This is a genomic window from Dactylosporangium sp. NPDC048998 (assembly GCF_043197855.1).
In the GTDB taxonomy this organism is placed as follows: domain Bacteria; phylum Actinomycetota; class Actinomycetes; order Mycobacteriales; family Micromonosporaceae; genus Dactylosporangium.
Map to the genome: position 1 here is coordinate 525974 of NZ_JBICTV010000001.1, position 26469 is coordinate 552442.

27 protein-coding genes and 1 pseudogene are annotated in these 26469 nt (G+C 70.6%); 11 read left to right on the forward strand and 17 right to left on the reverse strand.

The features are described 5' to 3' along the window. Window positions 1-10: 10 nt before the first annotated feature. Window positions 11-547, forward strand: coding sequence for a hypothetical protein (locus tag ACGFI8_RS02465; protein WP_392798794.1), 537 nt, complete (start codon window positions 11-13; stop codon window positions 545-547). Here the strand turns inward: ACGFI8_RS02465 and ACGFI8_RS02470 are convergent. The 3 genes from ACGFI8_RS02470 to ACGFI8_RS02480 all read right to left on the reverse strand — a co-directional run bounded on the left by ACGFI8_RS02470 (window position 534) and on the right by ACGFI8_RS02480 (window position 2740). Beyond that, on the reverse strand, window positions 534-1502 hold the full coding sequence (locus ACGFI8_RS02470; RefSeq protein ID WP_392798797.1) for a hypothetical protein: 969 nt from the start codon (window positions 1500-1502) through the stop codon (window positions 534-536). The two genes, ACGFI8_RS02465 and ACGFI8_RS02470, sit on opposite strands and share 14 nt — an antisense overlap. A gap of 30 nt (window positions 1503-1532) precedes the next feature. Beyond that, entirely contained in the window at window positions 1533-1889 is a 357-nt protein-coding gene (locus ACGFI8_RS02475; RefSeq protein ID WP_392799641.1) for a winged helix-turn-helix transcriptional regulator, read from the reverse strand. A 170-nt stretch (window positions 1890-2059) separates the two neighbouring features. Then, window positions 2060-2740 (reverse strand): metal-dependent transcriptional regulator, encoded by a 681-nt coding sequence (locus tag ACGFI8_RS02480; RefSeq protein ID WP_392798800.1) that lies wholly within the window; start codon window positions 2738-2740, stop codon window positions 2060-2062. A 54-nt stretch (window positions 2741-2794) separates the two neighbouring features. Here ACGFI8_RS02480 and ACGFI8_RS02485 point away from each other — a divergent pair, with 54 nt between their 5' ends. Beyond that, window positions 2795-3604 carry a sulfurtransferase gene (locus ACGFI8_RS02485; protein ID WP_392798803.1) on the forward strand — a complete coding sequence of 270 codons (810 nt, stop codon included), beginning with the start codon at window positions 2795-2797 and terminating at the stop codon, window positions 3602-3604. A gap of 85 nt (window positions 3605-3689) precedes the next feature. Continuing rightward, window positions 3690-4865: an acetoin utilization protein AcuC gene (locus tag ACGFI8_RS02490; RefSeq protein WP_392798806.1), complete on the forward strand. Its 1176-nt coding sequence runs from the start codon at window positions 3690-3692 to the stop codon at window positions 4863-4865. Between the two features lie 17 nt (window positions 4866-4882). On the opposite strand, the gene ACGFI8_RS02495 is transcribed toward ACGFI8_RS02490, so the two are convergent. Next, the gene (locus ACGFI8_RS02495; protein WP_392798809.1) at window positions 4883-5149 is read right to left on the reverse strand and encodes a DivIVA domain-containing protein; all 267 of its coding nucleotides are present in this window, start codon (window positions 5147-5149) and stop codon (window positions 4883-4885) included. 39 nt (window positions 5150-5188) lie between these two features. Here ACGFI8_RS02495 and ACGFI8_RS02500 point away from each other — a divergent pair, with 39 nt between their 5' ends. After that, window positions 5189-7798 carry a GNAT family N-acetyltransferase gene (locus ACGFI8_RS02500; protein WP_392798812.1) on the forward strand — a complete coding sequence of 870 codons (2610 nt, stop codon included), beginning with the start codon at window positions 5189-5191 and terminating at the stop codon, window positions 7796-7798. An 80-nt stretch (window positions 7799-7878) separates the two neighbouring features. Here ACGFI8_RS02500 and sigB read toward each other — a convergent pair whose 3' ends face one another. The 7 genes from sigB to ACGFI8_RS02535 all read right to left on the reverse strand — a co-directional run bounded on the left by sigB (window position 7879) and on the right by ACGFI8_RS02535 (window position 12765). Next, a complete protein-coding gene (gene sigB, locus ACGFI8_RS02505) occupies window positions 7879-8886 on the reverse strand; it encodes an RNA polymerase sigma factor SigB (protein ID WP_392798815.1) in 1008 nt (335 codons plus the stop codon). Between the two features lie 117 nt (window positions 8887-9003). After that, window positions 9004-9426 carry a D-aminoacyl-tRNA deacylase gene (dtd, locus tag ACGFI8_RS02510; RefSeq protein WP_392798817.1) on the reverse strand — a complete coding sequence of 141 codons (423 nt, stop codon included), beginning with the start codon at window positions 9424-9426 and terminating at the stop codon, window positions 9004-9006. Beyond that, window positions 9426-10907, reverse strand: coding sequence for a methyltransferase (locus ACGFI8_RS02515; RefSeq protein ID WP_392798820.1), 1482 nt, complete (start codon window positions 10905-10907; stop codon window positions 9426-9428). Before ACGFI8_RS02515 ends, dtd begins: the two co-directional genes overlap by 1 nt. A gap of 17 nt (window positions 10908-10924) precedes the next feature. Continuing rightward, window positions 10925-11266, reverse strand: a complete 342-nt coding sequence (locus ACGFI8_RS02520; RefSeq protein WP_392798823.1) for a hypothetical protein — start codon at window positions 11264-11266, stop codon at window positions 10925-10927. A gap of 38 nt (window positions 11267-11304) precedes the next feature. Then, window positions 11305-11739, reverse strand: coding sequence for a hypothetical protein (locus ACGFI8_RS02525; RefSeq protein WP_392798826.1), 435 nt, complete (start codon window positions 11737-11739; stop codon window positions 11305-11307). A gap of 26 nt (window positions 11740-11765) precedes the next feature. Beyond that, window positions 11766-12254: a hypothetical protein gene (locus ACGFI8_RS02530; RefSeq protein ID WP_392798829.1), complete on the reverse strand. Its 489-nt coding sequence runs from the start codon at window positions 12252-12254 to the stop codon at window positions 11766-11768. Window positions 12255-12297: 43 nt separating this feature from the next. Further along, a complete protein-coding gene (locus tag ACGFI8_RS02535; RefSeq protein WP_392798832.1) occupies window positions 12298-12765 on the reverse strand; it encodes a heme-degrading domain-containing protein in 468 nt (155 codons plus the stop codon). A 77-nt stretch (window positions 12766-12842) separates the two neighbouring features. Here ACGFI8_RS02535 and ACGFI8_RS02540 point away from each other — a divergent pair, with 77 nt between their 5' ends. Beyond that, on the forward strand, window positions 12843-13271 hold the full coding sequence (locus ACGFI8_RS02540) for an SRPBCC domain-containing protein (protein ID WP_392798834.1): 429 nt from the start codon (window positions 12843-12845) through the stop codon (window positions 13269-13271). 55 nt (window positions 13272-13326) lie between these two features. Here the strand turns inward: ACGFI8_RS02540 and ACGFI8_RS02545 are convergent, their stop codons facing one another. Together ACGFI8_RS02545 and idi are read right to left on the reverse strand one after the other, a co-directional pair. Next, window positions 13327-13902 carry an HhH-GPD-type base excision DNA repair protein gene (locus ACGFI8_RS02545; protein WP_392798837.1) on the reverse strand — a complete coding sequence of 192 codons (576 nt, stop codon included), beginning with the start codon at window positions 13900-13902 and terminating at the stop codon, window positions 13327-13329. Between the two features lie 40 nt (window positions 13903-13942). Further along, window positions 13943-14479: an isopentenyl-diphosphate Delta-isomerase gene (gene idi, locus ACGFI8_RS02550; protein ID WP_392798840.1), complete on the reverse strand. Its 537-nt coding sequence runs from the start codon at window positions 14477-14479 to the stop codon at window positions 13943-13945. Window positions 14480-14816: 337 nt separating this feature from the next. On the opposite strand from idi, the gene ACGFI8_RS02555 reads away from it, so the two are divergent. The 4 genes from ACGFI8_RS02555 to ACGFI8_RS02570 are packed head-to-tail and all read left to right on the forward strand — an operon-like array spanning window position 14817 to window position 18689. Beyond that, entirely contained in the window at window positions 14817-17330 is a 2514-nt protein-coding gene (locus ACGFI8_RS02555) for a nitrate- and nitrite sensing domain-containing protein (protein ID WP_392798843.1), read from the forward strand. Continuing rightward, the gene (locus ACGFI8_RS02560; protein ID WP_392798846.1) at window positions 17327-17764 is read left to right on the forward strand and encodes a roadblock/LC7 domain-containing protein; all 438 of its coding nucleotides are present in this window, start codon (window positions 17327-17329) and stop codon (window positions 17762-17764) included. The genes ACGFI8_RS02555 and ACGFI8_RS02560 overlap by 4 nt, the downstream gene beginning before the upstream one ends. Further along, the gene (locus ACGFI8_RS02565; RefSeq protein WP_392798849.1) at window positions 17754-18119 is read left to right on the forward strand and encodes a DUF742 domain-containing protein; all 366 of its coding nucleotides are present in this window, start codon (window positions 17754-17756) and stop codon (window positions 18117-18119) included. The genes ACGFI8_RS02560 and ACGFI8_RS02565 overlap by 11 nt, the downstream gene beginning before the upstream one ends. A gap of 18 nt (window positions 18120-18137) precedes the next feature. Beyond that, window positions 18138-18689: an ATP/GTP-binding protein gene (locus ACGFI8_RS02570; RefSeq protein WP_392798852.1), complete on the forward strand. Its 552-nt coding sequence runs from the start codon at window positions 18138-18140 to the stop codon at window positions 18687-18689. 48 nt (window positions 18690-18737) lie between these two features. Here ACGFI8_RS02570 and ACGFI8_RS02575 read toward each other — a convergent pair whose 3' ends face one another. The 3 genes from ACGFI8_RS02575 to ACGFI8_RS02585 form a co-directional block, all read right to left on the reverse strand. Beyond that, the gene (locus ACGFI8_RS02575; RefSeq protein ID WP_392798854.1) at window positions 18738-20006 is read right to left on the reverse strand and encodes a styrene monooxygenase/indole monooxygenase family protein; all 1269 of its coding nucleotides are present in this window, start codon (window positions 20004-20006) and stop codon (window positions 18738-18740) included. A 79-nt stretch (window positions 20007-20085) separates the two neighbouring features. Next, window positions 20086-21468, reverse strand: coding sequence for a tryptophanase (locus tag ACGFI8_RS02580; RefSeq protein ID WP_392798855.1), 1383 nt, complete (start codon window positions 21466-21468; stop codon window positions 20086-20088). A 25-nt stretch (window positions 21469-21493) separates the two neighbouring features. After that, window positions 21494-22624: a tryptophan dimethylallyltransferase family protein gene (locus ACGFI8_RS02585; RefSeq protein ID WP_392798857.1), complete on the reverse strand. Its 1131-nt coding sequence runs from the start codon at window positions 22622-22624 to the stop codon at window positions 21494-21496. 827 nt (window positions 22625-23451) lie between these two features. Here ACGFI8_RS02585 and ACGFI8_RS02590 point away from each other — a divergent pair. After that, on the forward strand, window positions 23452-25041 hold the full coding sequence (locus ACGFI8_RS02590) for a DUF262 domain-containing protein (RefSeq protein ID WP_392798859.1): 1590 nt from the start codon (window positions 23452-23454) through the stop codon (window positions 25039-25041). Next, window positions 25042-26247, forward strand: a complete 1206-nt coding sequence (locus tag ACGFI8_RS02595) for a type II toxin-antitoxin system HipA family toxin (RefSeq protein WP_392798861.1) — start codon at window positions 25042-25044, stop codon at window positions 26245-26247. Between the two features lie 39 nt (window positions 26248-26286). On the opposite strand, the pseudogene ACGFI8_RS02600 reads toward ACGFI8_RS02595, so the two are convergent. Next, window positions 26287-26448, reverse strand: a pseudogene (locus ACGFI8_RS02600) (ABC transporter); the annotation flags it as partial. Window positions 26449-26469: the final 21 nt, after the last annotated feature.

Here is a 26469-nt window from a genome sequence, read left to right on the forward strand (position 1 = left end):
GGTGCCCGATGTGCGAAGGGTGCTGATGGCCGTCATTGCCTTGTCCGTCGCTCTCGTCGCCGGCTGCGACGACGCCGGCGCGAGCCCGGGCGCCAAGGCCTCGACCGCCCCGGCGGCGGCCGCCGGCGGCGCCTGCCAGCTGCTCGACTTCGGCATGGTCAACGCCAAGCTGGGCCTCGACCTGAGCGTCGCCGCGGGCGCGTCGCAGGACAACACGTTCAGCTGCGTGCTGCAGGCCAGCGGCGCCAGCTACCCCGACCTGGTGTTGTCGGTGAGCTCGACGACGATCGGCGCCGACGTGTTCAGCTCGATGATCCAGCCGAAGGACGCGACCCCGGTTCCGGGCCTGGGCGTGGTCGGCTACCAGATGCCGACCCCGGCCGCGGACAAGGCAGGCCCCGGCGTCGAGGTCGGCTGGCTGGCCGGCAACAAGCGGATCATCGAGCTGTCGCTGCGCTTCGCCCCCGGCACCCCCGACGAGAAGGCGGAGGAGGCCGTGCCGAAGGTCGTCGAGCTGGCCAAGCTCATCGACCTCAGCAGCCTGTGAGGACGCCCTTGAGCCCGGCGGACTTGCGGGCGGCGGCGAAGAGCTTCCCCGGGTCGCCGAAGTACCGCCACGGCCACACCGCGGCCCGGTCTCCGGCGAGCTCCAGGTGCGCCCGGGTCCGCCCCGTGTCGCCGGCCTGGTGGTAGAGCGCCGCGAACGCCTGGTGCGCCGGCATCGCCCACGGGTGCGAGCGGAACTCGCCGGCCCCCGCGAGCAGCCGGTCCGCGGCCGCGTCGGTCTCGCGCCGGACCTCGGGATCGCCGAAGTACCGCCACGCCCGCCAGAACCGCCCGAGCACGTTGCCGCGCAGCAGCCCGTCGACGCAGCCCTCGATGTGGGCGAGCGCGACGAGCGCGTGCAGCGGATGCCCGTCGGGCCGCCCCTCCACCCGCGTGCGGGCGAACGCCAGGAAGTAGTCCGGGGTGCCGTACCAGCGCCGGGTCAGCCCCATGAGGCGCCGCGCGTGCGCGAGGTACAGGTCGGGCGCGATGGTCGCGGCCCGCTTGAACATGTCGGCCGCCTCCGTGGCGTGCAGCGGCGCGCCGACCACGACCCCCGCGAGCTCGCTCCACGCCACCGGATCGTCCCGCCCGAGCGCCGCGGCGTGCCGCAGCGCCGAGCGCGCCTCGGCGACGAGCGCCTGCTGCTCCATCGTCTGCCGGTAGGTGGCCTTGTCGGACGCCGCTGGGTCGCGCACCTCCCAGGCCGCGGCCGCGAGCGAGGCCCCGAGCAGCAGCCACTGCTCGCGGCGGTACGCCTGCTGTCGCGCCAGTTCGCGCAGCAGGTCGAGCCGCCGCGCCCCGCCGGCGCCGAGCACGCTGACGGCGCGCTCCCGTTCGTGTACGTCATCGATGCCCGCGATCAGCTCCAGCGCGGGCGTGGCCTCGGCATCGTCGGCAAGCGCCCAGAGCGCCTTCTCGAGCCGTTCGTCGGAGAAGGCAAGATCAAGCCCCACCGGCTCAGCGTAGGCGCGGAAGAGGCCCGCTCAGCCCCCGCGCCCGTCATATCGAACCCGCGCGGCCGCAATATCACCCCTGTGCCGTCGCGCCCAGCCGGCGAGGGCGACGAGCGCCGCCCGGAGCTCGAGCGCCATGGGCGTGAGCGAGTACTCGACGCGCGGCGGCGCGGTCGGATGAATGGTCCGGACCACAAGCCCGTCGCGCTCGAGATTGCGCAACGTAACGGTCAGCATCCGCCGGCTGATCCCCGGAATGGCCCGCTCCAGCCCGGAGAACCGGATGGGCCCGTCCGCCGCGGCGAGCAGTATGCCGACGCTCCACTTGGACCCGACGCGATCAATGACCTCTTCAACGGAACACGAACCACAGGCAGCGCCCGGCATGTCATCCAACGGCACTTGCTCACGCCTCCCGGAACGTCGGACCGCGGGCCAACGGATCGTGCCAGACGGCAGACAGCCTGGCGGCGGCCGACGGATCCGGCCCTGGTGCCTGCTCGGGCCGGGGAGGGGCCGATGCCCCCGCCCCCGGACCCACGATCCGCAGGCGACCGTCACGCCGCCGCGACGAACACCCGCGACGCAACCTCCCGGGGAAGCCGAATCCGCTCCCCTTCGCGATCGATGCTGACCCCGTCCCGCTCCTGGGCGACCGTCACGGTCGCCCCTGGGTCGATCCCGGCCGTGTGCAGCTGCCGCAGCACGTCGGCGTCCGTCTGGACCGACTCGCAGATGCGGCTCACCACGACCGCGCCGGCCAGCCCCGGGAAGGCGAGGTTGCGCTCCCGATCGGCGGCCTTGTCGGTCGCCCCGCTGCCCAGCAGGCCCTCCAGCCCCGGGATCGGGTTGCCGTAGGGCGAGCGGGTCGGCCGCCCGAGCAGGTCGTAGACCCGCTGCTCCACGGCGTCGCTCATGACGTGCTCCCAGCGGCACGCCTCCTCGTGGGCCTCCTCGTAGGGCAGCCCGATCACGTTGACGAGGAGCAGCTCGGCGAGGCGGTGCTTGCGCATGACAGCGACCGCGTGCTCGCGGCCCTGGTCGGTGAGCGCCAGGTGGCGGTCGCCCTCGACGATGAGCAGGCCGTCGCGCTCCATGCGGGCGACGGTCTGGCTGACGGTGGGTCCGCTCTGGTGCAACCGTTCGGCGATCCGGGCGCGCTTCGGGACGACGCCCTCCTCCTCGAGCTCGAGGATCGTCTTCAAGTACATCTCGGTGGTGTCAACCAGGTCGTTCACTGCCTTGCCCTCCCGGTACGCGATGGTACTCGCTGCGTACGACAAGATTGGAGCGTGACAGCCAACCGGGCGATCTTGAACGTGTCCGTGCTCGCCGAGCTGGTGCGGTCCGCCCAACCGCCGACTGTTCTCGATGTGCGCTGGACCCTTGCGAAAGACGGCCGAGCCGCTTACGCGGCCGGACATCTGCCTGGCGCGGTCTTCGCCGACCTCGACGAAGACCTCTGTGGGCAGCCGGGCGCCGGTGGGCGCCATCCACTGCCCGATCCCGCCGCGCTGGAGGCCGCGCTGCGGAGACTTGGGGTCCGCGCCGGTCACCCGGTGGTGGTGTACGACGCAGGCGGCCCCAATCCTACCGGTGCCGCGGCCCGAGCCTGGTGGACGCTTCGCTGGGCGGGCATCGACGACGTGCGGGTGCTCGACGGCGGCTACGCGGCGTGGGTGGCCGACGGCCGGCCCGTGACCACCGACCCCGTCGAGCCGGCCCTGGGCGATGTCACGGTCACGCCCGGCGGGATGCCGGTGTGGACCGAGGCCGAGGCGTCCGACCCGCGCAACGTCCTGCTGGACGCGAGGATCCCGCAGCGGTACCGCGGAGAGATCGAGCCGGTCGATCCCGTCGCCGGCCACATCCCCGCCGCGCGCAACATCCCCGCCGCCGAGACGGTCGACGAGCGCGGGCTGCTGCGCCCGCCGGACATCGCCGGGGATCGCATCGGCGCCTACTGCGGTTCCGGCGTCACCGCCGCGCAGCTCGTGCTCGCGCTGCACGAGCGGGGCGTGCCCGCCGCCCTGTACGTGGGCTCCTGGAGCCACTGGATCACCGATCCCGGCCGCACCGTCGCGAAGGGTGACAACACATGAGCGGTACGGAGCGCAGCGGAGTGGCCGCTCATCAGGAATGCAGGTGCAACTCATGCCGCTGCCGGAGCGAAGCGGAGGTCTCGGCATGAGCACGCTGGTGGTGTGGGACGAGCGGCTCCTGCGGTACGACATGGGCGATCATCCCCTCGACCCCGTGCGGGTGGAGCTGACCATGGCGCTCGCCCGCGGCCTCGGCGTGCTGGACCGGCCCGGCGTCGTGCTGGAGCGGGCCGAGCCGGCGACCGACGAGATGCTCGCCACCGTCCACGACCGCGACTACATCGCCGTGGTCAAGGCGGCCTCGACGGGCCGGCGGATCAGCATCATGGGCCTCGGTACCACGGACAACCCGACGTTCGAGGGCATGCACGAGGCCAGCGCCCTGATCGCCGGCGCGACCCGGCGGGCGGCCGAGGCGGTGTGGCTCGGGCAGGCCGACCGTGCGGTGAGCATCTCGGGCGGCCTGCACCACGCGATGCACGACCGGGCGTCGGGCTTCTGCGTGTACAACGACCCGGCCGTGGCGATCAAGCGCGTCCTCGAGCTCGGCGCCGAGCGGGTCGCGTACGTCGACGTGGACGTGCACCACGGCGACGGCGTCCAGGACGCGTTCTACGACGACCCCCGCGTGCTCACGATCAGCCTGCACGAGTCGCCGCGCACGCTGTTCCCCGGCACCGGGTACCCGGACGAGACCGGCGGCCCGGGCGCGCCCGGCTCCGCGGTCAACGTGGCCCTCCCGCCCGGCACCGGCGACGCGGGCTGGCTGCGCGCGTTCCATGCCGTGGTACCGGGGGTCCTGCGCGCCTTCCGCCCGCAGCTGCTCTTCACGCAGTGCGGCGCCGACACGTACCGTCACGACCCGCTCGCCAACCTGTGGCTCACCATCGACGGCCAGCGCGCCGCGTACCTGGCCCTGCGCGACCTCGCCGCCGAGGTCGCGGGCGGGAAGTGGGTGGCGAGCGGGGGCGGCGGGTATGCGCTGGTCGAGTGTGTGCCGCGGGCCTGGACGCACCTGCTGGCGGTGATGACCGGGGAGCCGCTCGACCCGGGGCTGCCGATCCCGCAGGAGTGGCAGGACCTGGCCACGGCCCGGCGCCCGGAGCACCCGCTGCCGACCACGATGACCGACGGCGGCGACGCGACGTGGACGCCGTGGGTGCCGGGCGAGTCCCCGGACGCCGTGGACCGCGCCGTCATGGCGACCCGGCGGGCCGTGTTCCCGTTCTTCGGCCTCGACCCGCACGACCCGCGCGACTGATCCCCTGGAACGAGGCCCTAGCGTTGCACCGCTTCCTCGAGGCGGGCGAGGCGCTGCTTGATCCGGTCCAGCTCGGCGAGCATCTCCGTCTCGGCCGCCTTCGACGTGCCGTACGGGGCCTCGTCCGCGACCCCCCGCAGCGCCGTGATCTCGTCGTGCAGCGCGATCAGCGTCTGCGCGACCACGTCGACGAACTGGTCGACCTCGTCCTCGTCGTATCCGCGCTTGCCGAACGGCGCCTTGGCGAACCGCAGGGCCTGCACATCCGCCGGGGTGAGCATCATGCGAGACACCGTAACCCAACCGGGTGGGAAACTAGGCGGGTGAACGACGTTTCGGACCGGGCGGCCGACGTGCTGCTCTCCGACGGGACCACCGTCCACTTGCGACCGATCCGCCCTGGCGACGCGGATCGGATCGTCGCGCTGCACTCCCGCTTCTCCGAGCGGACCAGATATCTGCGGTACTTCTCGGCGTACCCCCGGATTCCGCAGCGCGACCTGGAGCGGTTCGTCAACGTCGACCACCACGACCGCGAGGCGTTCGTGGTCGAGCACGCGGGCGAGCTGATCGCGGTCGGCCGCTACGAGCGCCTCGGCGCCGGCTCCCACCAGGCCGAGGTCGCGTTCGTGGTGGAGGACGCGCACCAGGGCCGGGGCATCGGCTCGGTGCTCATCGAGCACCTGGTCGCCGCGGCCGGTGACGAGGGCATCACCGAGTTCGAGGCCGACGTACTGCCAGTGAACCAGGCGATGCTGCGCGTGTTCATGGCGGCCGGCTTCCACATCGAGCGCGAGTTCGCCGACGGGGTCGTGCACCTGTGGTTCCCGATCGCGGCCACCCCCGACTCGATGCGCGTGCAGCGGTCCCGCGAGCAGCGCGCCGAGGCCCGCTCGATCGCGCGGCTGCTCAACCCGGGCGGCGTCGCCGTCTACGGGGCCCGCGCGGACGGCTCCGGCATCGGCGCGGCGCTGCTGTCGCACCTCAGGGGCGCCGGCTTCGCCGGCAGTCTGGTCCCGGTCCATCCGTCCGCCGGGGTGGTCGGTGGTCTTCCCGCCGTGACATCCCTCAGCGGTACCGCGGGAATCGACCTCGCCGTCGTCGCCGTCCCCGCCGACGCGGTGCCCGCGGTCGTCGCCGACTGCGCCGCGGCGGGCGTGCACGGCCTCGTCGTCGTCTCGGCCGGCTTCGCCGAGTCCGGCCCGGCCGGCGCCGAGGCCCAGGCCGCGCTGCTGCGCGCGGTGCGGGACCACGGCATGCGCCTGGTCGGCCCGAACTGCCTCGGCATCGCCAACACGGACCCGGGCGTGCGGCTCAACGCGACGCTGGCGCCGCTGCTGCCCCGCGCCGGCCGGGTCGGGTTCTTCAGCCAGTCAGCGGCGCTGGGCACCGCACTGCTTGCCGAGGCCGACCGCCGGGGCCTGGGCCTGTCCGCGTTCGTCTCCGCCGGCAACCGCGCCGACGTGTCCGGCAACGACGCGCTGCAGTACTGGCGGGAGGACCCGCACACCGACGCCGTGCTGCTCTACCTGGAGACCTTCGGCAACCCGCGCAAGTTCGCCCGGATCGCCCGCGAGCTGGCCCGCCGCAAGCCGGTCGCCGCGGTCGCCAGCCCCGTCCGCCCGCCGGCGCTGGACGCGGTGACCGTCGGCCCCGACGCCCGCGGCGTGGCCGCGCTGTTCGCCAGCTCGGGCGTGATCCGCGTGGACACCGTCGCCGAGCTCTTCGACGTGGGCCTGCTCATCGCCGGGCACCCGCTGCCGACCGGGGAGCGTATCGCCGTCGTCACCAACGCCGCCGCCCTCGGCGTGCTCACCGTGGCCAAGGCCCCAGCGGCCGGGCTGCGCGTCGCCGAGGGGTACCCGCGCGACCTCGGCCCCACCGTGTCCGACGTCGACTTCGTCCGGGCCGTGCACGCCGCCCTCGACGACGAGCGCGTGGACGCCGTCGTGGCCGCGTACGCGCCCGCCCTCGCCGAGGGCGACACGCTCGGCGTCGCGGAGCTGCTACGGGTCTCCACCGCAGCCGCCCCGCGCCCCCTCGCCGTGGTGATGCCGGCCGACCCGTCGTTCGCGGTCGCACCCGCCTACGGCGACGACGACCCGCCCGCCCTGGCGATGTACCCCGCCATCGAGGAGGCGGTCCGCGCCCTGGGCCGGGTCGCCCGCTACGCCGCGTGGCGCCGCGAGCCGGTCGGCGCCGTGCCCGCCCTCCCCGGCGTGGACGCCCCCCGCGGCACCGAGATCGCCGCCCGCCTGGCCGCGGCCGGCGCCGGCGACCGCGGCGAGGCCGACGAGCTCCTGGCCGCGTACGGGATCCCCGTCGTACCGTCCCGCTGGGCCGCCGGCGACCGGGTCGCCGACGTGGCCGCCGAGGTCGGCTTCCCGGTCGCCCTCAAGGTCGCCACCAAACCCTGGCGGCACCGCATCGACCTGGGCGCGGTACGCCTCAACCTCACCTCGCCGGCCCTCGTCGCGGAGGCGTACCTGGAGCTCGAGCGCCTCTTCGGCCTGGGCGTCGAGGTCGTCGTCCAGCCGATGGTCGCCCCCGGCGTGGCGTGCGTGGTCGAGGTCGTCGACGACCCCTCGTTCGGCCCCGTCGTCGGCTTCGGCCTCGGCGGCGAGGCCGCCGACCTGCTGGGCGACCGCGCCTGGCGCCCCGTCCCGCTCACCGACCGCGACGCCGCCGCCCTGGTCCGCGCCCCGCGCGCCGCCCCGCTGCTGACCGGCTACCGCGGCGCCGCCCCCGTCGACCTGGACGCCCTGGCCGACCTGCTGCTGCGCATCGGTCGCCTGGTCGACGAGCAGCCGTCCCTGTCGTCGCTGACCCTGAACCCGGTCCTGGCCCGCCCGACCGGCCTGGCCGTCCTGCACGCGAGCGCCGACTTCGCCCCGCACCAGCCCCGCCCCGACAGCGGCCCCCGCCGCCTCTGATCATGGCGAACCGGCGCGGCAAGGAACAGCCACACAGCAAAAGGCCGCCCCGTAGGGCGGCCAACTTCGCGTGTGCGGGATCAGGAGGCGTACGCCTCGAGGCGCTTCGCCCGCGACGGGTGGCGCAGCTTCAGCAGGGTCACCTTCTCGATCTGGCGGATGCGCTCGCGCGACAGGCCGAACTCGCGGCCCACCTCGTCCAGCGTGCGCTGCCGGCCGTCGTCGAGGCCGAAGCGCAGGCGGATGACCGCCTGCTCGCGCTGCGACAGGGTGGACAGGACGATCTCGACCTCGGAGCGCAGCATGCCCTGCGAGACGCTGTCGGCCGGCTCCTCGCTCGGGTCGATGCGGGCCACGAAGTCGCCCAGCGCGCTCTCGCCGTCCTCGCCGACGGCCTGGTCGAGGCTGACCGGCTCGCGGTCGTACGAGATCAGCTCGATGACCTGGTACTCCTCGACGCCCAGCGCGGCGGCGACCTCGGCGACGACGGGCTCGCGGCCCAGCGTCGCGGACAGGTCGCGGCGGACCCGGACCATGCGGTTGACCTGCTCGACCATGTGCACCGGGATGCGGATGGTGCGGGCCTGGTCGGCCATGGCGCGGGTGATGGCCTGGCGGATCCACCAGGTGGCGTAGGTGGAGAACTTGTAGCCCTTGGTGTAGTCGAACTTCTCCACGGCGCGGATGAGGCCGAGGTTGCCCTCCTGGATGAGGTCCAGGAAGGCCATGCCGCGGCCGGTGTACCGCTTGGCGATGCTCACGACCAGCCGGAGGTTGGCCTCCAGCAGGTGGGCCTTGGCGGCGCGCCCCTCGCGGACCACGATCTCGTAGGTGTTCATCCACGCCGGGTGCACCATGCCGGCGGAGAGCTTCTCCTCGGCGTACAGGCCGGCCTCGATCTTCTTCGAGAGGTCGACCTCCTGCTCGGCCGTCAGCAGCTTGGTGCGGCCGATCGTGTTGAGGTATGCGCGAACCAGATCCGCTGAGACGCCCGTGTTGTCGAGCGCGCCGTGTTCCTGCTCGTGCTGTTCGTCGGCCTCAACGTCGACGGCGTTGAACTCCGTGGTGTCACTCAGCGGCTGGGCCACTTTCGCTCGCCTCCCGTGGTTTGACAAGTGGCGCGATCATTCCTGCGAGAAGTAGCTTCGCTGAGCGGGCGTGAAGTGGCGGTGAGGCGGCGGAGCCGTGGCACGAAACCGTGAGTCTCAGACCTCCAGCAGCACGGTGCGCGGTCCGACGTTCACACTTTCGACGAGCATGTGGGTGCGAAATCGCCCGGTTTCGACGGTTGCGCCCCGGTCGCGGAGCGCCTTGCAGAACTCCTCGATCAGCGGCTCGGCGACCTCGGGCCGGGCTGCGGCGATCCAGGTGGGCCGTCGCCCCTTGCGCGCGTCGCCGTAGAGGGTGAACTGCGAGACAACGAGCAGCGGCGCCCCGGTGTCGGCCGCCGATTGCTCGTCGTCGAGGATGCGCAGCTCGTGCACCTTTCGGGCGAGCGTTCCGGAAATTTCGGGAGTGTCCGAATGGGTCACCCCGACGAGCACCAGCAGTCCGTCCTCGATCGCGCCGACCACCGCGCCGTCGACGGTCACGCTGGCCCGGCTGACCGTCTGGACCAGGGCGCGCATCAGGTGGACTCTGCGGGGGACTCTGCCGGGAGCAGAATGCCGCGTTCGACGAGGTGGGCCACCAGGGGCACCGCCACGTCGGCGAGGACCTCCGGCGGTACCTCATGGGCCGCCGCCAGCACGTCCACCTGATCCCGCAGGGTCACCGACCCGTCGCACGCGCCGATGAGCGCCAGGGCCACCGGGTCCACCTCCTCGACCCACCGCAGGCCGTCCGGCAGCACCAGCAGCTGCCGCTCGACCTCCCAGCCCTCCGCGCCCAGGCCGGCCTCCTGCCGCAGCCGCAGGCCGGGCGCGGCGACCAGCCGGGTGCGCAGCAGGTCGCCGTGACGCAGGAAGTCCTGCCGGTCGAACCAGTCGCCGATGAGCGGACCCAGGGGGCCCTCGACGCCCTGGCGGAGGTCCTCGATGCGCACGGTCGGGTCGTCGTGGCCGGCGGCGCGCAGCGTGATCAGGCCGAAGCCGACCGCGTCCACCTGCTGGGCGTCGAACCAGTCCAGCCAGGCTGCGGCGAGGGCCGGCTGGCGCGCCGGGTCCTCGGAGGCGTCGGCGAGCCACAGGTTGACGTACGCGAGGGGATCGGAGATCTCGCGCTGGATGACCCAGGCGTCCAGGCCGGTGCCGGCGAGCCACTCGTTGACCCGGTCCCGCCAGTCCTCGCCGGCCACGTGCAGCCAGTTGGCCAGGAACTGCATGTGCCCGCCCTCGGCGAGCAGGCCCGGCGCGGCGGCGACCAGCTCCGCGCAGACGGCGTCGCCGGGGCGGCCGGAGTCGCGGTACGTGTGCGCGGTCGTCCCCGGCCCGGCGACGAACGGCGGGTTGCTCACGACCAGGTCGAAGCGGCGGCCCTCGACCGGCCGGGTCAGGTCGCCCTCCAGCAGCTCCCAGTCCAGGCCGTTGAGGGCGGCGGTGGTGGCCGCGAACCGCAGCGCCCGGGGCAGCACGTCGGTGGCGGTGACCCGCCCCGCGTGCGTGGACAGGTGCAGGGCCTGCACGCCGCAGCCGGTGCCCAGGTCCAGCGCGGTGCCGACCGGGCGGCGCAGGGTCGCGGCGGCGAGGGTGGTGGAGGCGCCGCCGATGCCGAGCACGTGGTCGCCGGGCAGCGGACGGCCGGGGCGCATTCCGGCGGAGAGGTCGGCGACGACCCACCAGTCGCCGTACGGCTCGAGCTCCAGCGCCGCGCGCAGGCCGTTGCCGTCGGGCTCCAGCAGCGGCCGCGCGGACTCCAGCGGCAGCGGCGCGAGCGCCGTCGCGACCCGGTCCGGCGGCTCGGTCTGCCCGCAGACGAAGAGCCGGATCAGCGTGGCGAGCCGGTCGCCCTGTGCCTCGGTGATGCGCAGCGCGGCGCGGAAGTCGTTGCGCGCGCACGCCGCCGCGGCCTCCTCGCCGAGGTGGGCCTTGATGCCTTCCGAGGTGTACCCCGCCGAGGCCAGCGCCTCGCGAAGCAATGCCAGTGCGGTGCCGTCCAGCAGTGCGTCCACCCTGACATCCTGGTACTTCAGCGTTGATCGATGCCTATGCAGGCCACGACCCGGGACGCGTCGGCGGTCAGGAACAGCTGGAAGTGGGTCGGCGGGTTGGCCACCTTCGCCTCGCCGATGCGCAGTGGCCGGTTGCCCGAGGTCTGCAGCTGCTCGATCGCCTCGGCGCCGCCGAGCATGGGGTTGCCGATCTTCGCCATGTGCTGCGCCCGGCGGGAGTAGCTGCGCGCGAGCTGGTCGGCGGGCAGGGTGTCGTCCCAGACAACGTATTCAGCGCCGGCCCGAATCGCGGCGCGGCACGCCTGAAAGGCCGCTCCCGGCTCCTCGGCGAGGAGCCGGAGCAGTACTTCACGCTCCATGCTCTATATGACCATAAAGCGGGAATTTGTACCAGCGCTCAGCCGCAGTTCTTGAGCTGTTTGCGGATGTCCTGGGGCGCCTTGTCGCACGCGTTGGCGGTGCCGCCGGCGAGCGCGACCCACAGCTGCTGGGTGCTGTCGTAGTGGAACAGCACCGTCGCGCGGTCGCCTTCGGTGCGGGCGGTGGCGTAGTCCTGCACGCAGCTGATGTCCGTGAGGCCCTTGCCGAGTTGCACGGCCGCGGCGAGCTGGGCGTCGGCGACGAGGGTCTTTTCGAGGCCGGCCGCGTCGACCGGGCAGCCGGCCTGCGGGCTCGCGCCGGGCTTGAGCGGCGCCGGGCCGGTCTGCGGGGCCAGGGACTGCTGATCGGGGGTGGGGACGGCGGGGGGCTTGGTGGGTCCGGTTGAGCCGCCGGAGCAGGCCGCAAGGGTGGCGGCCGCTCCGGCGAAGACAGCGAGGAGTGTGTATCTCACCCCGGCAATTTACGACAGCCGATCGACTAGTTCTGGCAACCCTTGAGGTGTGTCGCGGCATCCGCGGGCACGGTGTCCCGGCAGACGCCGTCGGTGCCGCCGACGAGCGCGGCCCAGCTCTTCTTCGCGGCGTCGTACTTGAACAGCACCACCGCCGGCTCGAGGTTGGTCGGCTGGGTGACCGCGGTGGCCCAGCCGCCGTAGCAACTGACGTCCTTGAGCCCCTTGCCCAGCACGATCGCCGAGGCGACCTTGACGTTGGCCCGGAACGCCTTCTCGAGCGTGGCCACGGTGACCGGGCAGCCGGCCGACGCCGCGCTCGACCCGGCCTTCACCGAGGACGAGGCGTCGCCCGGCGCCGCGCTGCTCGCCTCGGCCGCCACGCTGGACGGCGCGGCGGCAGCGGTGGTGGCGGCCGCTGCGGTATCGGCCGGCGTGTCGTCGGAACAGCCGGCCAGGACGGTCGCCAGAAGCATGCCCGAGACGGCGACGGGTAACGCGATTCGTGTATTCACATGCGGGATGCTGAGGCCTGGCCGTGCCGCGCGCTTGTCGGCATCATGACAGGGGGCCGAGGAAGCGACTGAGCACCTCGACGACCAGCGCGTGATCGTCCGCCTGCGGCAGACCCGACACTGTGACGACGCCGACAACGCCCACATTGCGGACACGGATCGGGAACGCGCCGCCATGGGCCGCGTACTGCGCGGGGTCGACCCCGTATCCGGCGTCGAACGCCGCGCCCTTCGCCGCCAGCCGCCGCCCGACGAGGAACGACGAGGCGTGCATCCGCTCCACCACCCGGATCTTGCGCTCGATCCAGCGGTCGTTGTCCGGCGTCGTGCCCGGCAGCGCGGCGTGGAACAGCTGCTGCCCGCCGCGGCGCACGTCGATCGTGATCGCCAGCGCGCGCTCCCGCGCCGCCTCCACCAGCATGCTGCCCAGCGCCCATGCGTCGTCGTTGTCGAACCGGTCGAACTGCAGCCGCTCCTCCTGCGCCTCCAGCTCGGTGATCAGCTCCTCCACGGTGTGCGCTCCTCGTCCCGCGGCGAACCAAGCCGCGCTCAAGTCGCCGGCAAGTCCGGCCCGGAGGATTCTGCAGCATGAGAACCCGGACGTTCACGCTCTACATCGCCGCCACCCCCGACCGGGTCTGGCAGGCCCTCACCGAGCCGGCGCAGACCCGCCGGTACTACCTCGGCCTCGCCGTCGAGTCGCGCTGGTGCCCGGGCGCCCCGATCGTCTTCCGCACCACGCAGGGGCCCGTCCCCGACGCCCTGCACGGCGAGATCATCCATGTGATACCCGGTGTACAGCTGATCCACAACCTCTACACGGGGGTCGGTGCGGAGCAGGAGGCCCACTGCTGGCTCACCTGGGATCTCGCCCCCGTCGAGCCGGCGCTCACCCGTGCCGCGCTGACCTGCGACGACCTCGACCCGTGGCCCGACCCGGAGCGCGACGACGCGTGGTCGCGGATCGTCAGCGGCCTCAAGACCGTGCTGGAGACCGGCGCGCCGCTGCCCGGCTAGGGCGGGGGCGGACTCGACGGCGGCCTCCAGCAGCGGGTTCGTGCGCCCCCGCTCCTCAGCTCTTGGCCGCCTTCGCCTCCGCCTTGACCTGCTTCTTGTACTCGCGCACCTTGACCAGCGAATCCTGGTCCACGATGTCGGCAACTGACCGGAACGAGCCCTCCTCGCCGTACCCCCCGGCGGCCTCCCGCCAGCCCTCGGGCCGCACCCCGCACTGCTTGCCCAGGAGGGCCACGAAGATCTGCGCCTTCTGCTTGCCGAATCCCGGCAACTCCAGCACCCGCCGCAGCAGCTCCGCGCCGTCTGTGACGCCGGCCCAGATCCCGGCGGGGTCGCCGTCGTAGCGGTCGACGATCACCCGGCAGACCTCCTGAACCCGAGCCGCCATCGCCTTCGGGAAGCGGTGCAACGCCGGCGGCGTCGCGAAGACCTCCACCAGCGCCTGCGGGTCGAAGTCGGCGAGCTCCTGCGCGGTCGGCTCGTGGCCGAGCCGCTCCGCCAGCACCCACGGCGATGTGAACGCCTTCTCCAACGTGATCTGCTGATCAAGTGTGAGACCCGTCACCAGTGCCAGCGCATCACGATCCAGCAGCGCGTTCGCCTCAGCGGGAATCGGTAACGAAAATGCCATACCGACATCGTCTCCCAACGTCAGCAGAATGTGCGGCGGCTCACTGCGCGGCCGCCCGCCAAGCCTCGAGGACCCCCGCCAGCCATGGCGCGTACGAGTGAGGGAACCGCGCGATCAGTTGCTCCAGCTCGGCGGGGTCGACCCACTCGACGGCCGCCACCTCGCCGGGGTCCACGTCCGCCGGGTTGCCGGAGTAGTCGCCGACGAGCACATGGTCGTATTCGAATTCGATCCGCCCGGTGTCCGGGTCGCCCGCTTGGTAGACATATACGCCGACCTCACGCAGGGGCACGGCCGTCACGCCGAGCTCTTCCACGAGCCGGCGGCCGGCGGCCTCGACCACCGCCTCGCCCGGACCCGGGTGGCCGCAGCAGGCGTTGGCCCACCGCAGCGGGAACCGGGTCTTCACCGCGGCCCGCTGCTGCAGCAGCAGCTTCCCGTCGGGGGAGACCAGCAGCACGGAGAAGGCGCGGTGCAGCTGGCCGGGCGCGCGGTGCGCCTGGTCGACGGTGGTTTCGCCGATCGGGGTGCCATCAGTGCCGACCAGCTCGACCAGGTGTTGCTCCCGTGTGTTCACGACACTCCCGCAGTGTGCTGCGCCGCAAGGCGGCTGGAGATGAGGACCGTTGGCACGCCGACGCCGGGTTGGCGCCGGGTCTTCAGAAGACCGTAGTTGACAGTGTGGGCTGGAGATCACCAAGTCGGTAGGGTCCGCGGCGACAGCTCGCGGACGAATTCACGCTGACCAGTGCAAAAGCCATGGGTGAGGTGTGCGGCAGAATGCCGGGTAGTGCGAGCGGAGAGACACCGGTAGGGTTTGCACTCGCATCGGCGTTGGCCAGCAGTTGTCGCCCGCCGGCTTCTTTGGGCTGCCCATGATTGGATTCGAGTTGGCGCGAAAGCAGGCCGACCCCGTGAGCAAACAACTTGGTTCGGATAAGCACGATCAGTCGACGGCGCCGAGCCGTTCGGGTGGCCGGCAGCAGTCCATCAAGCGTCAGGTCATCAGGCTGGTCCTGATACCCAGTGCCGTCGCCGTGATCCTTTGGCTCGTGGCGTCGGGATACCTGGTCTTTGAGGGCTTCTACAACCGGGAGGTCGCCAGCGGCGTCCGCCAGGTGTCGATTCCGGCGGTTTCCGCCCTGGCGTCGATCCAGCAGGAGCGGCGGCTGACCGTCGCCTTCCTCAGCCAGCCCTCGAAAGACACGCAGGAGCTGCTCAAGCAGCGGCAGCAGACTGATGAGCGACTGTCCGAGCTACGCACCGTCGCCGATGCGGGGATGGCGAGCGCTCCGCAGTCCATCCAGACGCGATGGAAGGCGGTGGCGGACTACCTGGACCGGCTTCCAGGTGTTCGAACCACGGTGGACTCCAGGTCGGGGGGCGTACAGCCCGCGTACGATTTCTACAACGAGCTGCTCGACGCCGCGACCGCCCTTTTCGACACTCAGGCCCGGATGGTGCCCGATGCCACGGCGACCAAGGGCGGCATCGCGGCGACCGAGGTGTGGCGGGCCAGCGACCTGATGTCCCGGGCCGGATCGATGATTGAGGCCGCGTTCGGCGCTCGCGCGCTCAACGATCAGGATCATCTCGAATTCGTGAGCCTGGCGGGCTCCTACCATTTCGGCCTGACCACCGTCGAGCCGCACATGGAGCCAGACGTACGTCAACGGTATGAGAGCCTCATCGCGGGCGACGCGTGGAAGCAGTTGATCGCCGCGGAGAACTCGGTCATCGCCAATGGGCCGTGGCGCAATGGCGTGCCTCGCGCGCTGTCCGTTGACCTGGCCCGTTGGCAGGCGCTCACCCGCCAGGTCTCCGACGAACTGATCAACTTGACCATCCTGCAGGCCGATCAGGTTTCGGCCCGGACGCTGAGCACCGGTAACAATCAGCTGCTCGTCGCGTCATTGGGAAGTCTGATCGCACTGGCGATCGCCGCCGGCGCGATCCTGTGGTCGGTCCGTCGGTCGCAGGTCCTCGTGGACCAGGGGCTGTCCGTCCGCTTGGCCCGGCTGGGCAGGGAGGCTACGGAGACGGTCGATCAGCGGCTGCCGGCCATGATGAACCGGCTGCGTCGGCGGGAACCGGTTGACCTCGAGGTCGAGCTTCCGGCACGGGACTACGGAGCCGACGAGATCGGCCAGGTCGCCGACGTCATCAACCGGTCGATGCGGGCCGCGGCGGGTGCCGCCATCGACGAGGCGAGGACCCGGGCTGCCAGCACCGAGATGCTGATGGGCGTCGCTCGCCGCCCGCAGCGTCCGCTGCAGCGCGGCCTCATGATCATTGAGGACCTGGAGAGCCGGATCGGCGACGAGAAACTGCTCACGCAGCTGTTCGACGTCAACCACCAGCTCAACCAGACGCGGCGCTTCCTGGAAAACCTCGTCATCCTGGCCGGTGGGCAGATCGGCCGGCGGTTCAAGAATCCGGTGCCGCTGCGCCGGGCGTTGCTGGCGGCATTCGCGGAAACGCACCAGTACCAGCGAGTCTCGCTGCGCAGCGCACCGGACGTGGCGCTGGCGGGTCCGGCGGTCGCCGGAACCATCCACCTCCTGGCCGAATTGCTGGACAACGCGCTCGCCTTCTCCCCGCCGACGACAACGGTCTGGGTCACGTGCGTCCAGGTGCGACACGGCGTCGCGGTGGAAATCGAGGACGCCGGCGTCGGCATGACGCACGAGGCCGTGGAGCGCGCCAATGTGCTGCTGGCGACCGCGCCCACGCCGGATGTGACCGAGCTGGAGGGCGGCAAACAGGTCGGCCTGTACGTGGTGGCCGAGCTGGCCAAGCGTGAGGGTGTGCAGGTCGGGCTCCGCAAATCGGCATATGGTGGGCTGCTGGCGATCGTGCTCCTGCCCGAGCGGGTGCTCGCCCAGGAGCTCGGCGACCTCAGCCAGCCTCTCGAAGTCGGCGTGCCCGACCTGGAGTTGGTGAACGCCGGCGCACTTCCGGCATCGGCTTCGGCCTCTCCGCTGGACGAGGTCCCTCGCTACGATGTGCGCCCCGCCGCCGCGGCTGCGACGGCCTCGAACGGATCAGTACTGGGTGTGCGCGATACCAACGTCGGCGCAAGCGGACGACCCGACCCTGCGGGCGGCATGATGAACGACCATCGACTCAACGGCAGCGCCGGCGTTCCCCGGCATTCCGCCGTGGCGCCCGTGGTCGGCACCGACTCGCCCGCACCGAAAGGCGCTGACCGGCCGGTGCTACCGCACCGCCAGCCGCAACAGCACCTGGTGCCCGAGCTGCGCGATGACGAGCCGCCGGTAACGGGCCCGCAGGATGAAACGCCGTCCACGAGGTCGCCGGAGGATTCTCGGGATCGGTATGCGCGGTACCAACGGGGACGGGCCGATGGGCTTGCTGCGAGCAACAACGACACACTTACGAGAGCTGATCAAGGCGGGATAGTGTGAACCACTCAACACAGCATAATGATCTGGCCTGGATGCTGGACGGTCTTGTCGAGGTCCCGCATGTTGCCTTTGCCGTGGTGGTGTCCACCGACGGGCTGATCGTTCAGAAATCCACGTTGTTGGCGCAGGAAACCGCGGAAATCCTGGCCGCCGGTTCATCTTCGATGTACAGCGTCGCGGCGGGAACGGGCCGGCGTATCGGCAGCGGGCTGGTGGATCAGATCGTCATCGAATATCACAATCACATCCTGTTCCTTGCCGCCGCCGGCCAGCACGCTCGCCTGGCTGTGCTGTGTGAGCCGAGTGTCGACATGGGAACGGTCGCCTATGAGGTGCGGCGCCTGGTGACCCGCATCGGCGAGTATCTCGGCACCGAAGCACGCCCGGCCGCGCTGTCCGTCAACGGTCAACCTGGCACGGGCCATGGCGTATGACGTTTGGGACGGCGATGACCCGGCGGAGGCAGGGCGGCTCGTCCCCCTCTACATCCTTGTCAATGGGCAGACAAGTCCGCGGAACACCAACCTGGACTTGGCGACCCAGGTCATCGCCATCCTGCCTCGTGGGCAACGGCTGGAGCCGGAGTACGAGGAGATCGTCAGTCGGTGTGTGAATTGGATGTCCATTGCCGAGCTTTCGGCGTATTTGCATCTCCCGCTCGCCATTATGAAAGTGATGGTCGATGTGCTCCTCGATCAAGGGTATCTAGGCGTCGGATCTCCGGCCCAGGAGCAGATCGCGGATCTTTGGGTGCTGCAAGAGGTTCTCGCCGGTCTCGAACGAATCTAGGCAAAGGGACTGATACACGTGGATCGCAAATCGGTCAAGGTCGTTGTGGCGGGCGGCTTCGGCACCGGCAAGACCACCTTGGTCGGATCGGTCAGCGAGATTCCGCCGTTGACCACGGAGGAAGTCCTTACCCAGGCCAGTGTCGGCGTCGATGACGTGACGGGCGTGGAGGGTAAGACGAACACCACGGTTGCCCTGGACTTCGGGCGCATCACCATCAGCCCCGATGTCGTGCTGTATCTGTTCGGCACACCGGGACAGGACCGATTCTGGTTCATGTGGGACGAGCTCGCGCAGGGTGCGGTCGGTGCGATCGTGCTGGTCGACACCAGAAGGCTCGGCACCAGCTTTCCCGCCATCGACTACTTCGAGCGGCGAGGCATCCCGTTCGTCGCCGCCGTCAACCGGTTCTACGGCGAGTGCCTGTACACCGCGGAGGAAATTCGTGCGGCCCTGGAGCTGGACGCCTCCGTTCCACTCTTGTGGTGCGATGCCAGGGATCGGGCCTCCAGCAAGCAGGCATTGATCACGCTGATCCGGCATGCGATGGCACGCATGCCGGTCGGTTGATCGACGGCCCGGCGTGCCCGGCCCGCCGCGGGCCGGCCGGGCATCGCACTAGCGGCTGGTGTCGATCGGCGTACGGGCCGCGACCTCGCTGAGGTAGCGGTCGGCGCCGTCGGGTGTCATGAACCAGTCGATGAGCCGGTTCGGGTCGGCGAACCCGTTGGCGAGGCGACTGGCCACCTCCGGGTGCTGCGCCGCCGTGCCCAGGATGCGCTGGACGTGTTCGGGTGGCGGCTGGAGCATCCCGTTGCTCAGGTCGGTGACCTGCGCGGCGGTGTCCACCCAGAACCGCTCGAAGGTGCTGTGCATCCAGTCACGGTCGAACGGATCGCCGTCGCGGCGGTCGAGGATCGCGGTCAGGTAGGCGACGGCACAATGTGCGGCGGCGTTGGCGCCCTGCGCGACGACGGGGTCGTTGGTCACAACCACGTCGGCGGCTCCCAGGACGAGGCCGCCGGAGGGCAGTTCGCCGATCGGTTGCCGCACGGTGGGGGTGAAGCGGCCGGTCAGGGTGGCGCTGGGGTCGGTCAACTCGACGTGGGCGCAGCGCTCGTACAGCCAGGGCGTGTGCTCGCGGACCAGTCCGACGGCCCGCGTCAGGTGTTCGCCCGGGTCGGGGCGGTCGCCGAACACGTCCAGCGGCCCGCCGGGGACGGCCTCCCAGAACAGGATGTCGCACAGTCCTGTCGTGGTCAGCGCCGGGATGAGGATGAGCTCGCCAGCGCCGGGCATGACGGTGAACGTGACGTTGGGCCAGAGATCGGTGTTCGGCTCGCGGCCCATGCCGTTGACGTAGGCGGCGGCCAGGCCACGCTGCGGCGTGGTGTACGGGGAACGGGACGGATCCCGGTCGAACAGCGCGGTCAGGTCGCCGCGGCCGGCGGCGATGACGATCAGGTCGTAACGGCGGGACTCGGCGATCTCGTCGAGCTCGCCGATGCTGATGTTCGTGGTGTGGACGGTCCCGCCGCGCTCCTCGAACAACTCCAGCCAGCCGGCCATCTTGACCCGCTGGTCGGTGCTTCGCGCCGGCGCGTCCAGGGCGCCGTAGATGTCGAGGCGGTCGCCGGTGGGTGGAGCGACGGTCCAGTGCAGCCCGGCGATGTCCGGCGTCTCGTCGGCCCACAGGTCGAGTCCGAGTTGCCGTTCGATGGCCACCGCCGGGCCGAACATGACCTGGGTGGAGGTGGGCGAAGCCCGACGGATCTCGTCGGGGCTTCGCGCCGTCAGGATGGTCACTTCGTAGTTGCCTGCCTGGAGCAGGCCGTGGCCGAGCAGCAGGCCGCATTGGCCGGCGCCCACGATCAGGATTCTGCGCATCGCTGCACCCTTCTCGGGAAATCGAGATCATGTTTTTGGGCGGCGTGCAGAAGCTGGAGTCGGGTAGGGGAGAGAGGACTTATCCAGCCAGTGGCTCCAGTCGCACCTTGAAGTGGCGTAGCAGACGCGGCGACGAGACGATCCGGTACCCGCGGACCCGCTCGGGCGCCTTGGCGATGCCGGCGAGCACCTCGGCCACGTACTCGAGATGACTGTCGGTGTAGACCCGGCGCGGGATTGCCAACCGCACCAGCTCGAACGGCGCGGGGGTCAGCAGCCGGTGCTTGTCGTCCATGCCGCCGAGGTAGAGCGACCCCAGCTCGGCGCAGCGGATGCCACCGTCGAGGTACAGCTGGCAGCCGAGGGAATGCCCCGGGAACTCCTGTGGCGTCAGGTGCGGCAGGAGCCGGCCCGCGTTGAGGTACAGGGCATGGATGCCGGCCGGCTGGACGGTGTCCACGCCGGCGTCGTTGATCATCTGCGCCAGCCGGGCGGTGGATTCGGCGCGCGAGCGCAGGTACGCCGGGTCGACCACCTCCCGTAGCCCCTGGGCCAGCCGTTCGAGGTCGTGGCCGGCCAGCCCGCCATACGTGGAGAACCCCTCGGTGGCGATCAGGTTCGCCTCGCACGCGGCGTGCAGGTCGTCGTCGCGCAGGCCGATGAATCCGCCGATGGCCGACAGCCCGTCCTTCTTCAGGCTCACCAGGCATCCGTCGGCGAGCTGGAACGCACGAGTGGCGATCTGCCGCGGCGTCCAGTCGCTGTACGCCGGGTCCCGCTGGTGTACCAGCCAGGCGTTCTCGGCGAACCGCGCCGCATCGAGAAAGAACGGCACGCTGTGGCGCCGGCACAGTTCGCCGACCTTTTCGAGGTTGGCCATCGACACCGGCTGCGCACCGAGGCCGTTGTTCGTGATGGTCATCAATACCAGCCCGACCTTGCCTCCCTCGGGCCCGGTCAGGATCCGTTCCAAGGCATCAAGGTCGATGTTGCCCTTGAACGGTTCCGCGCTGTCGAGGTCGGCCGCCTCGGGGCAGGGCAGGTCCCGAGGCTCGGCGCCGACCAGTTCGACGTTGGCGTGGGTGGTGTCGAAGTGGGTGTTGCTGATGCAGATCTGGCCAGGTTTGAGCAGGCTGGTGAACAGGATGCGCTCGCCGGCCCGGCCCTGGTGAACCGGCAGGATGTGCGGATACCCGGTGAGGTCGCCGACCTCGTCGCGGAACCGGAACCACGATCGTGCGCCCGCGTAGGACTCGTCGCCGAGCGCGGCGGCGGCTTCCTGCGCGGCCGAGGTGGCGCCCGTGCCCGAGTCGGACAGCAGGTCGATGGTGATCTGGTCGGCGCGAAGGTTGAACGGGTTGTAGCCGGCTTCGGCTAATGCCAGCCGACGTTCCTCCGTGCTCAGGAAGGGAATCTCTTCGACGACCTTGATCCGCCATGGCGGCGGCAGGTGGGTATTCACAACGCACTCCTCGCACTCAGAGGTTTCAGGCGGCGGTCTGTGTGGCCCGGCGCTTCGCGATGCTCCGAATCGCCGGCGCCTGCCGTGGACGCGGCGGAGCCACCTGGTACGCCTCGGCGGAGAGGTAGACGGTCACACCTGGTCGCGGCGGGCCCAGCCGCAGCGAGACGTGCGCGATCAGCCCGACGCCGGCGCGAAGCGGCCGCTGCGTGACCGCAGTGACCGCCCGGTCGAACGCTGAGCTGTCGAACCCGTGCCGGGCGAGCAACGCCACCACCCGGTCCCGGGCTTCCTCGTCGTCGTGGACGTAGCTTCTGATAGGTACATACACGCTGTAGCCAACCGGCGTGTCGACGCCCTCCGTGAGGGTGTAGCTGCCCACAAGCGGGCGGCCATCGAAAGGGCGGGGGCCGCCTCTGGCGACCGTGCAAAACTCGGCGAGCGCCTTCAGGTCGACGCCGTCGACCGCGCCGGCTGCCCGGACCGCGTCCTCAACCTCGGTGTCGTGATGGGTGACGTAGAGCTTCACGCGGGCGTGCGGCCCGTCGTGCAGGTCCAGCGCGAAGAACGTCAGCCGATCACCCTGGCCCAGCTCGCCTGGCCGGACAGCATGGTCCAGCATGGCCCGGTACGCCTTGTGCAGCCCGAGCCGGTGCAACGCCTCGGCCACCAGCTCCGGTGCGCGCTCGACGCCCTTGACCTCAGGATTGAAGTACACCTTGAGCTCGGGCCGCCGGCCGCTGCGAAACACCAGCGACCACCACAGGGCGAACTCCCCCTGGGGGTGCTCCGTGTCGAAGAGATCTTGGACCTGCTCCAAGCGGGACGTGGACAGGCCGAACCGATCAGCCTGCGTGCGGAGAAATTCATATGAGGCGGACAGGTTCGTCAGCACGCCGGGTGGTGAGCCGATCGTCTCACCAAGAATCCTCAGCGAGGGAGGCTCTCCCTCGTTGTATGCGATCGAGAACTCGACGGGCGTGTGATCGTCAGCGACGTCCGACGGCCACGCGGGCGGCTCGGACAATCGACGCGGTCCGACGGGACCGAGAAGGTCCCTCAGCAGGTCCATTGGTGCATCCGGATCAAGTCCAGCCACATCGCACAAGCGTGTTAATTGGCCACCCAAGTGCTCGAAAACGGACAAGCCGTCCATGAACCGGTCCTCCCGGGGGTTGATCAAATCGGCTAAGCCTCGCGTCTGCCTACGTCCTACGCATGGCGTTCGGGTTGATCGCGCCTGTTGTTTGGGTGCTGCTAACGCCACGGGCGTCGCATTCGGCGTGCTCGGCGATTCGGGCAGCGCGGTTGGTTATCGACTCGGTCGGCTAGAGGATCATCCTGTGCCCAACATCGTGGGCCATCGATAACGCCCAGTCGAGTGAGATGATAGTCACAATGAGACGTCACTCTGTTGCTTACGGTTACATTAATCGATGTTGATCAGCTATCATGCGCCAATCGCCAACGGCTGAGGTGCGGCAATGTCAAATCGAGGGCCACAACCAAGATGACCTAGTCGTGTCGAAGCGCTTACTGAGCGCAAGCCGCGCTGATTGGACCGGGCGAGGGCACTGCCATGCGGTGTAGGGCGCGGTGGCCGGACGTGCTAGCCTGCAGGGCTCAGATCGGGAGCCCTGCGGCTCGATGTGGCCCGAAGTGATGAGCGTCGGGCTGTCCAGCGGCAGCCGTGCGTCTTGCGGGACTGGCCTTGAGTGGGCTTGAGTCGGCAAGGCAGGTGGCACATTGATGTAAGGCTGTTCGCTGCCTGCCGCTGCGGGTGCGTTGCTGGTCGTAGTAAGCGCGGGCGTCGGGTGATCGGGTCCGGGCCACGCCGAGCAACCGCCGCGCCTCCGGGGCGTCGAGGACCACCACGACCCCCGGCGCGGCCACGGCGGCATCGGCCCGGCCGGGCGCCGTGGCGGAACGGGTTCGGCACGGCGCGTGACGACTAGGCTTGGGCCACACGATGCTGGAGGTGGCATGGCAACCCTGGAGCGGCCGCGGATCGAGCAGCGCACCCCGGAGGACCTCGTCCTCGACGTCCAGCGCGGCCTCGTTCGGATCCCGCAGTTCCAGCGGGGTTTCAAGTGGGACGCGGGCGACATCGTCAAGCTGTTCGACAGCATCCTGCGGGGCTTCCCGATCGGCAACCTCCTGCTCTGGCGCCGGCCTGCCAAGGCCCAGACGCTGCACGTCGGCCCGCTGACCGTCGAGGCACCGGAGTTGGACTCGGCGTTGTGGGTGGTGGACGGCCAGCAGCGCATCACCTCGCTCGTCGGTGCGCTGAGCGCCGCGCATGTCGCGACCGACGCCCGGTTCCGGGTACACCTCGACCTGGACACCGGCGAGTTCCACACCGCCGGTGCGCGGCAACTGGCGCCGTACACCTGGATTCCGGTGAGCTTCCTGCTCGACACCGCGACCTTGCTGCGATGGATGCGGGAGAACACGGACTGGCTTTCCGACGCGCATCTCGCGCTGGCGGACCAGGCCGCCAAGGCGATCCGCGAGTACCAGATCCCGACGTACGTGGTGACCACGGACGACGAGGAGCCGCTGCTGGACATCTTCACCCGCATGAACAACGCCGGGAAGCGGCTCACGAAGGCCGAGGTCTTCCAGGCGCTGCACTCTCAGACGGCGGCCGACGAGCCGCTGACCCTGGCGGCGATCGGCCGCATCTCGGCGGAACTCGGTTTCGGTGCGATGGACGACCAGCTGGTCCTGCGGTGTGTGCTCGCCTATCGCGGCGGTGACATTTTCCGCGACGACTTCACGCACGAGTTCGAGTCGCCGGAGGACCGGGCGGAAACGTTCCGGGGGCTCGGGGTGGCCCTGCGGGACGTGGTTGGTTTCCTGCGCGACGTGGCGGAGATTCCTCACATGAAGCTCCTGCCGTACTCCAACGTGGTGCCGGTCCTCGTCCGGTTCGTCCGGCTGCACGGAGCGCCGGAAGGCCGCGCCGCCACGCTCTTGCGGCGGTGGATCTGGCGCGGCGCGGTAGCGGGCACCCGCGCCCGCGGGCAGAGCGTGGCCGACATGCGGGGCCAGATCGGCGCGGTTGCCGGGCCAGACCAGGTGGGAGCGGCCAGCGCGCTGCTCAAACAGGTGCCACGGACCGCGGACTTCGCTGCCGAACTGGACAAGGTGCACTTCAACCAGGCGATGACGAAGATCAACGTTCTCTGCCTCTGCGCGGCCGAGCCTCGTGACCCGTCGACTGGCAGCCCGCTCGACCTCGTCCGGCTCCTGGAAGACGGCAACCCGCTGCGGCCGATCTTCGACAACGTCGCCCCCGCGCCACCGGCAACGCTGGCCAACCGGGCGGTGGTAACGGCGGGCCCCGCCATGCTCCTGCGTCGCCAACTCGCGACGGCACCGGCGGAGGTGGCCGCGAGCCATCTGGTCGACGAAGAGGCTCAGCGGTTGCTGCGCGAGCATTCGGCGGATGCGTTTCTCGAACGGCGCGGGGCCGCCCTGACCTCCGCGATCGAGGCGCACGTCGACCGGATGGCGGAGTGGGGCGCGCGCGACGGCCGGTCGGTCGCCGACCTGCTCAAGGCGGTCTGAATGCCGGCAACGACGACGGCCGAGGTCCGCCTGCACGACCGCCGGGTCGGCATGCTGCGTTACCTGAAGGGCCGCAGCGAGTTCGCCTACGAGGACGATCTCTCCGCACCTGCCCACCGGACGCTCGGGCAGATCTTTGAGGACGACCCCCGGACCGTCCGCCGTGCGCGCACCGGCGTGCCGGCGTGGTTCGCCAACCTGCTGCCCGAAGGCGCCCTGCGCAAGCAGATCATCCGCGAGATGGGCGGCGGCAACGTCGGCGACTACACCCTGCTGATACGTCTGGGCGCCTACCTACCGGGCGCGGTCTCCGTCCACGCCGACGCGGAGCCGGATGACGATTTCGTACCGGAGGCCTCGGGCGGGGCTCCCGACCATCCGCTTCGCCACTCGCTCGCCGGGGTCCAGCTCAAGTTCTCGGTTGCGGGATCGAGGCTGACCTCGCCGGTGAGCGGCGACGGCGGCTGGTGGATCGTGAAGCTGCCCGACCGCGTTTTCCGCGACCTGCCGGCCAACGAGTACCTGACCATGCGCTGGCTTGCCGCTGCCGGGTTCGAGGTCCCGGTCGTCGACCTGGTCGCGGCCGGGCGGATCGAGGGCATCGCTGACGGCCTGGCCGACCCGAGTGACCTGCTCTATATCATCGAGCGGTTCGACCGCACCCCGGGCGGACGGGTCCACGTGGAGGACTTCGCGCAGGTCGCGGACGTCGGGCCCATGTTCAAGTACGGGGAACCGGGTCAGTCCTACGACGGCCTCGGCGCGGTGGTCGCCCAGCTCTGCGGTACCGAAGGCTACCTTGACTTTGTACGGCGGCTGGCCGCGATGATCATCGTTGGCAACACCGACGCGCACCTCAAGAACTGGGCACTGCTCTACCCCGACGGCCACACGCCCCGGCTGGCGCCGGTCTACGACTTCCACTCGCTGACGATCTACTCGGCGTACAAGTACGATCCGCTCGCTCTGAGCATCAACAGCCAGAAGAGCCCGACCGGCATCACGCTGGACGACTTTCGCCGCTTGGCCGAGCGGATCGGCGAGGACCCCGACGTGACGGCGGACGCCGTCGCCCAGACCGTTGAGCGGATGAGGGAATCGTGGCGCGGTGAACTGCTCGACGAAGCCAACGCGCGCTTCGAAGCCCTTGCCAGGCACTACGGTGATCGCCTGCGCTCCCTGCCGATCTGCGGCAGCACCGTCTGAGCCGCGTCAGCGCGGGCGCGGCGGGTGGGTGGCCGGCGGCAGCGTCGACAGGATGTGCACCATCGTGGGCTTGCCCCCGCCGTTGGGGCCGAGCAGCGAGAAGATCGTGCCCGCCGGGACTTCCAGGTCGATGCCGGCGAGCACGACCTTGTTCCCGTATGCCTTGCGCAGCCCGGCGGTAGCGATGCCCGCATCGGTCATGACATCACTATGACGCCGTGA

What these genes read in the sequence shown, in the direction of transcription:
- ACGFI8_RS02475 (WP_392799641.1), bottom strand. Translation starts at nt 1,889, where the DNA reads ATGCCGGGCGCTGCCTGTGGTTCGTGTTCCGTTGAAGAGGTCATTGAT.
- ACGFI8_RS02490 (WP_392798806.1), top strand. Translation starts at nt 3,690, where the DNA reads ATGAGCACGCTGGTGGTGTGGGACGAGCGGCTCCTGCGGTACGACATG.
- ACGFI8_RS02495 (WP_392798809.1), bottom strand. Translation starts at nt 5,149, where the DNA reads ATGATGCTCACCCCGGCGGATGTGCAGGCCCTGCGGTTCGCCAAGGCG.
- dtd (WP_392798817.1), bottom strand. Translation starts at nt 9,426, where the DNA reads ATGCGCGCCCTGGTCCAGACGGTCAGCCGGGCCAGCGTGACCGTCGAC.
- ACGFI8_RS02520 (WP_392798823.1), bottom strand. Translation starts at nt 11,266, where the DNA reads ATGGAGCGTGAAGTACTGCTCCGGCTCCTCGCCGAGGAGCCGGGAGCG.
- ACGFI8_RS02540 (WP_392798834.1), top strand. Translation starts at nt 12,843, where the DNA reads ATGAGAACCCGGACGTTCACGCTCTACATCGCCGCCACCCCCGACCGG.
- ACGFI8_RS02545 (WP_392798837.1), bottom strand. Translation starts at nt 13,902, where the DNA reads ATGGCATTTTCGTTACCGATTCCCGCTGAGGCGAACGCGCTGCTGGAT.
- ACGFI8_RS02565 (WP_392798849.1), top strand. Translation starts at nt 17,754, where the DNA reads ATGGCGTATGACGTTTGGGACGGCGATGACCCGGCGGAGGCAGGGCGG.
- ACGFI8_RS02575 (WP_392798854.1), bottom strand. Translation starts at nt 20,006, where the DNA reads ATGCGCAGAATCCTGATCGTGGGCGCCGGCCAATGCGGCCTGCTGCTC.
- ACGFI8_RS02585 (WP_392798857.1), bottom strand. Translation starts at nt 22,624, where the DNA reads ATGGACGGCTTGTCCGTTTTCGAGCACTTGGGTGGCCAATTAACACGC.
- ACGFI8_RS02590 (WP_392798859.1), top strand. Translation starts at nt 23,452, where the DNA reads ATGGCAACCCTGGAGCGGCCGCGGATCGAGCAGCGCACCCCGGAGGAC.
- ACGFI8_RS02595 (WP_392798861.1), top strand. Translation starts at nt 25,042, where the DNA reads ATGCCGGCAACGACGACGGCCGAGGTCCGCCTGCACGACCGCCGGGTC.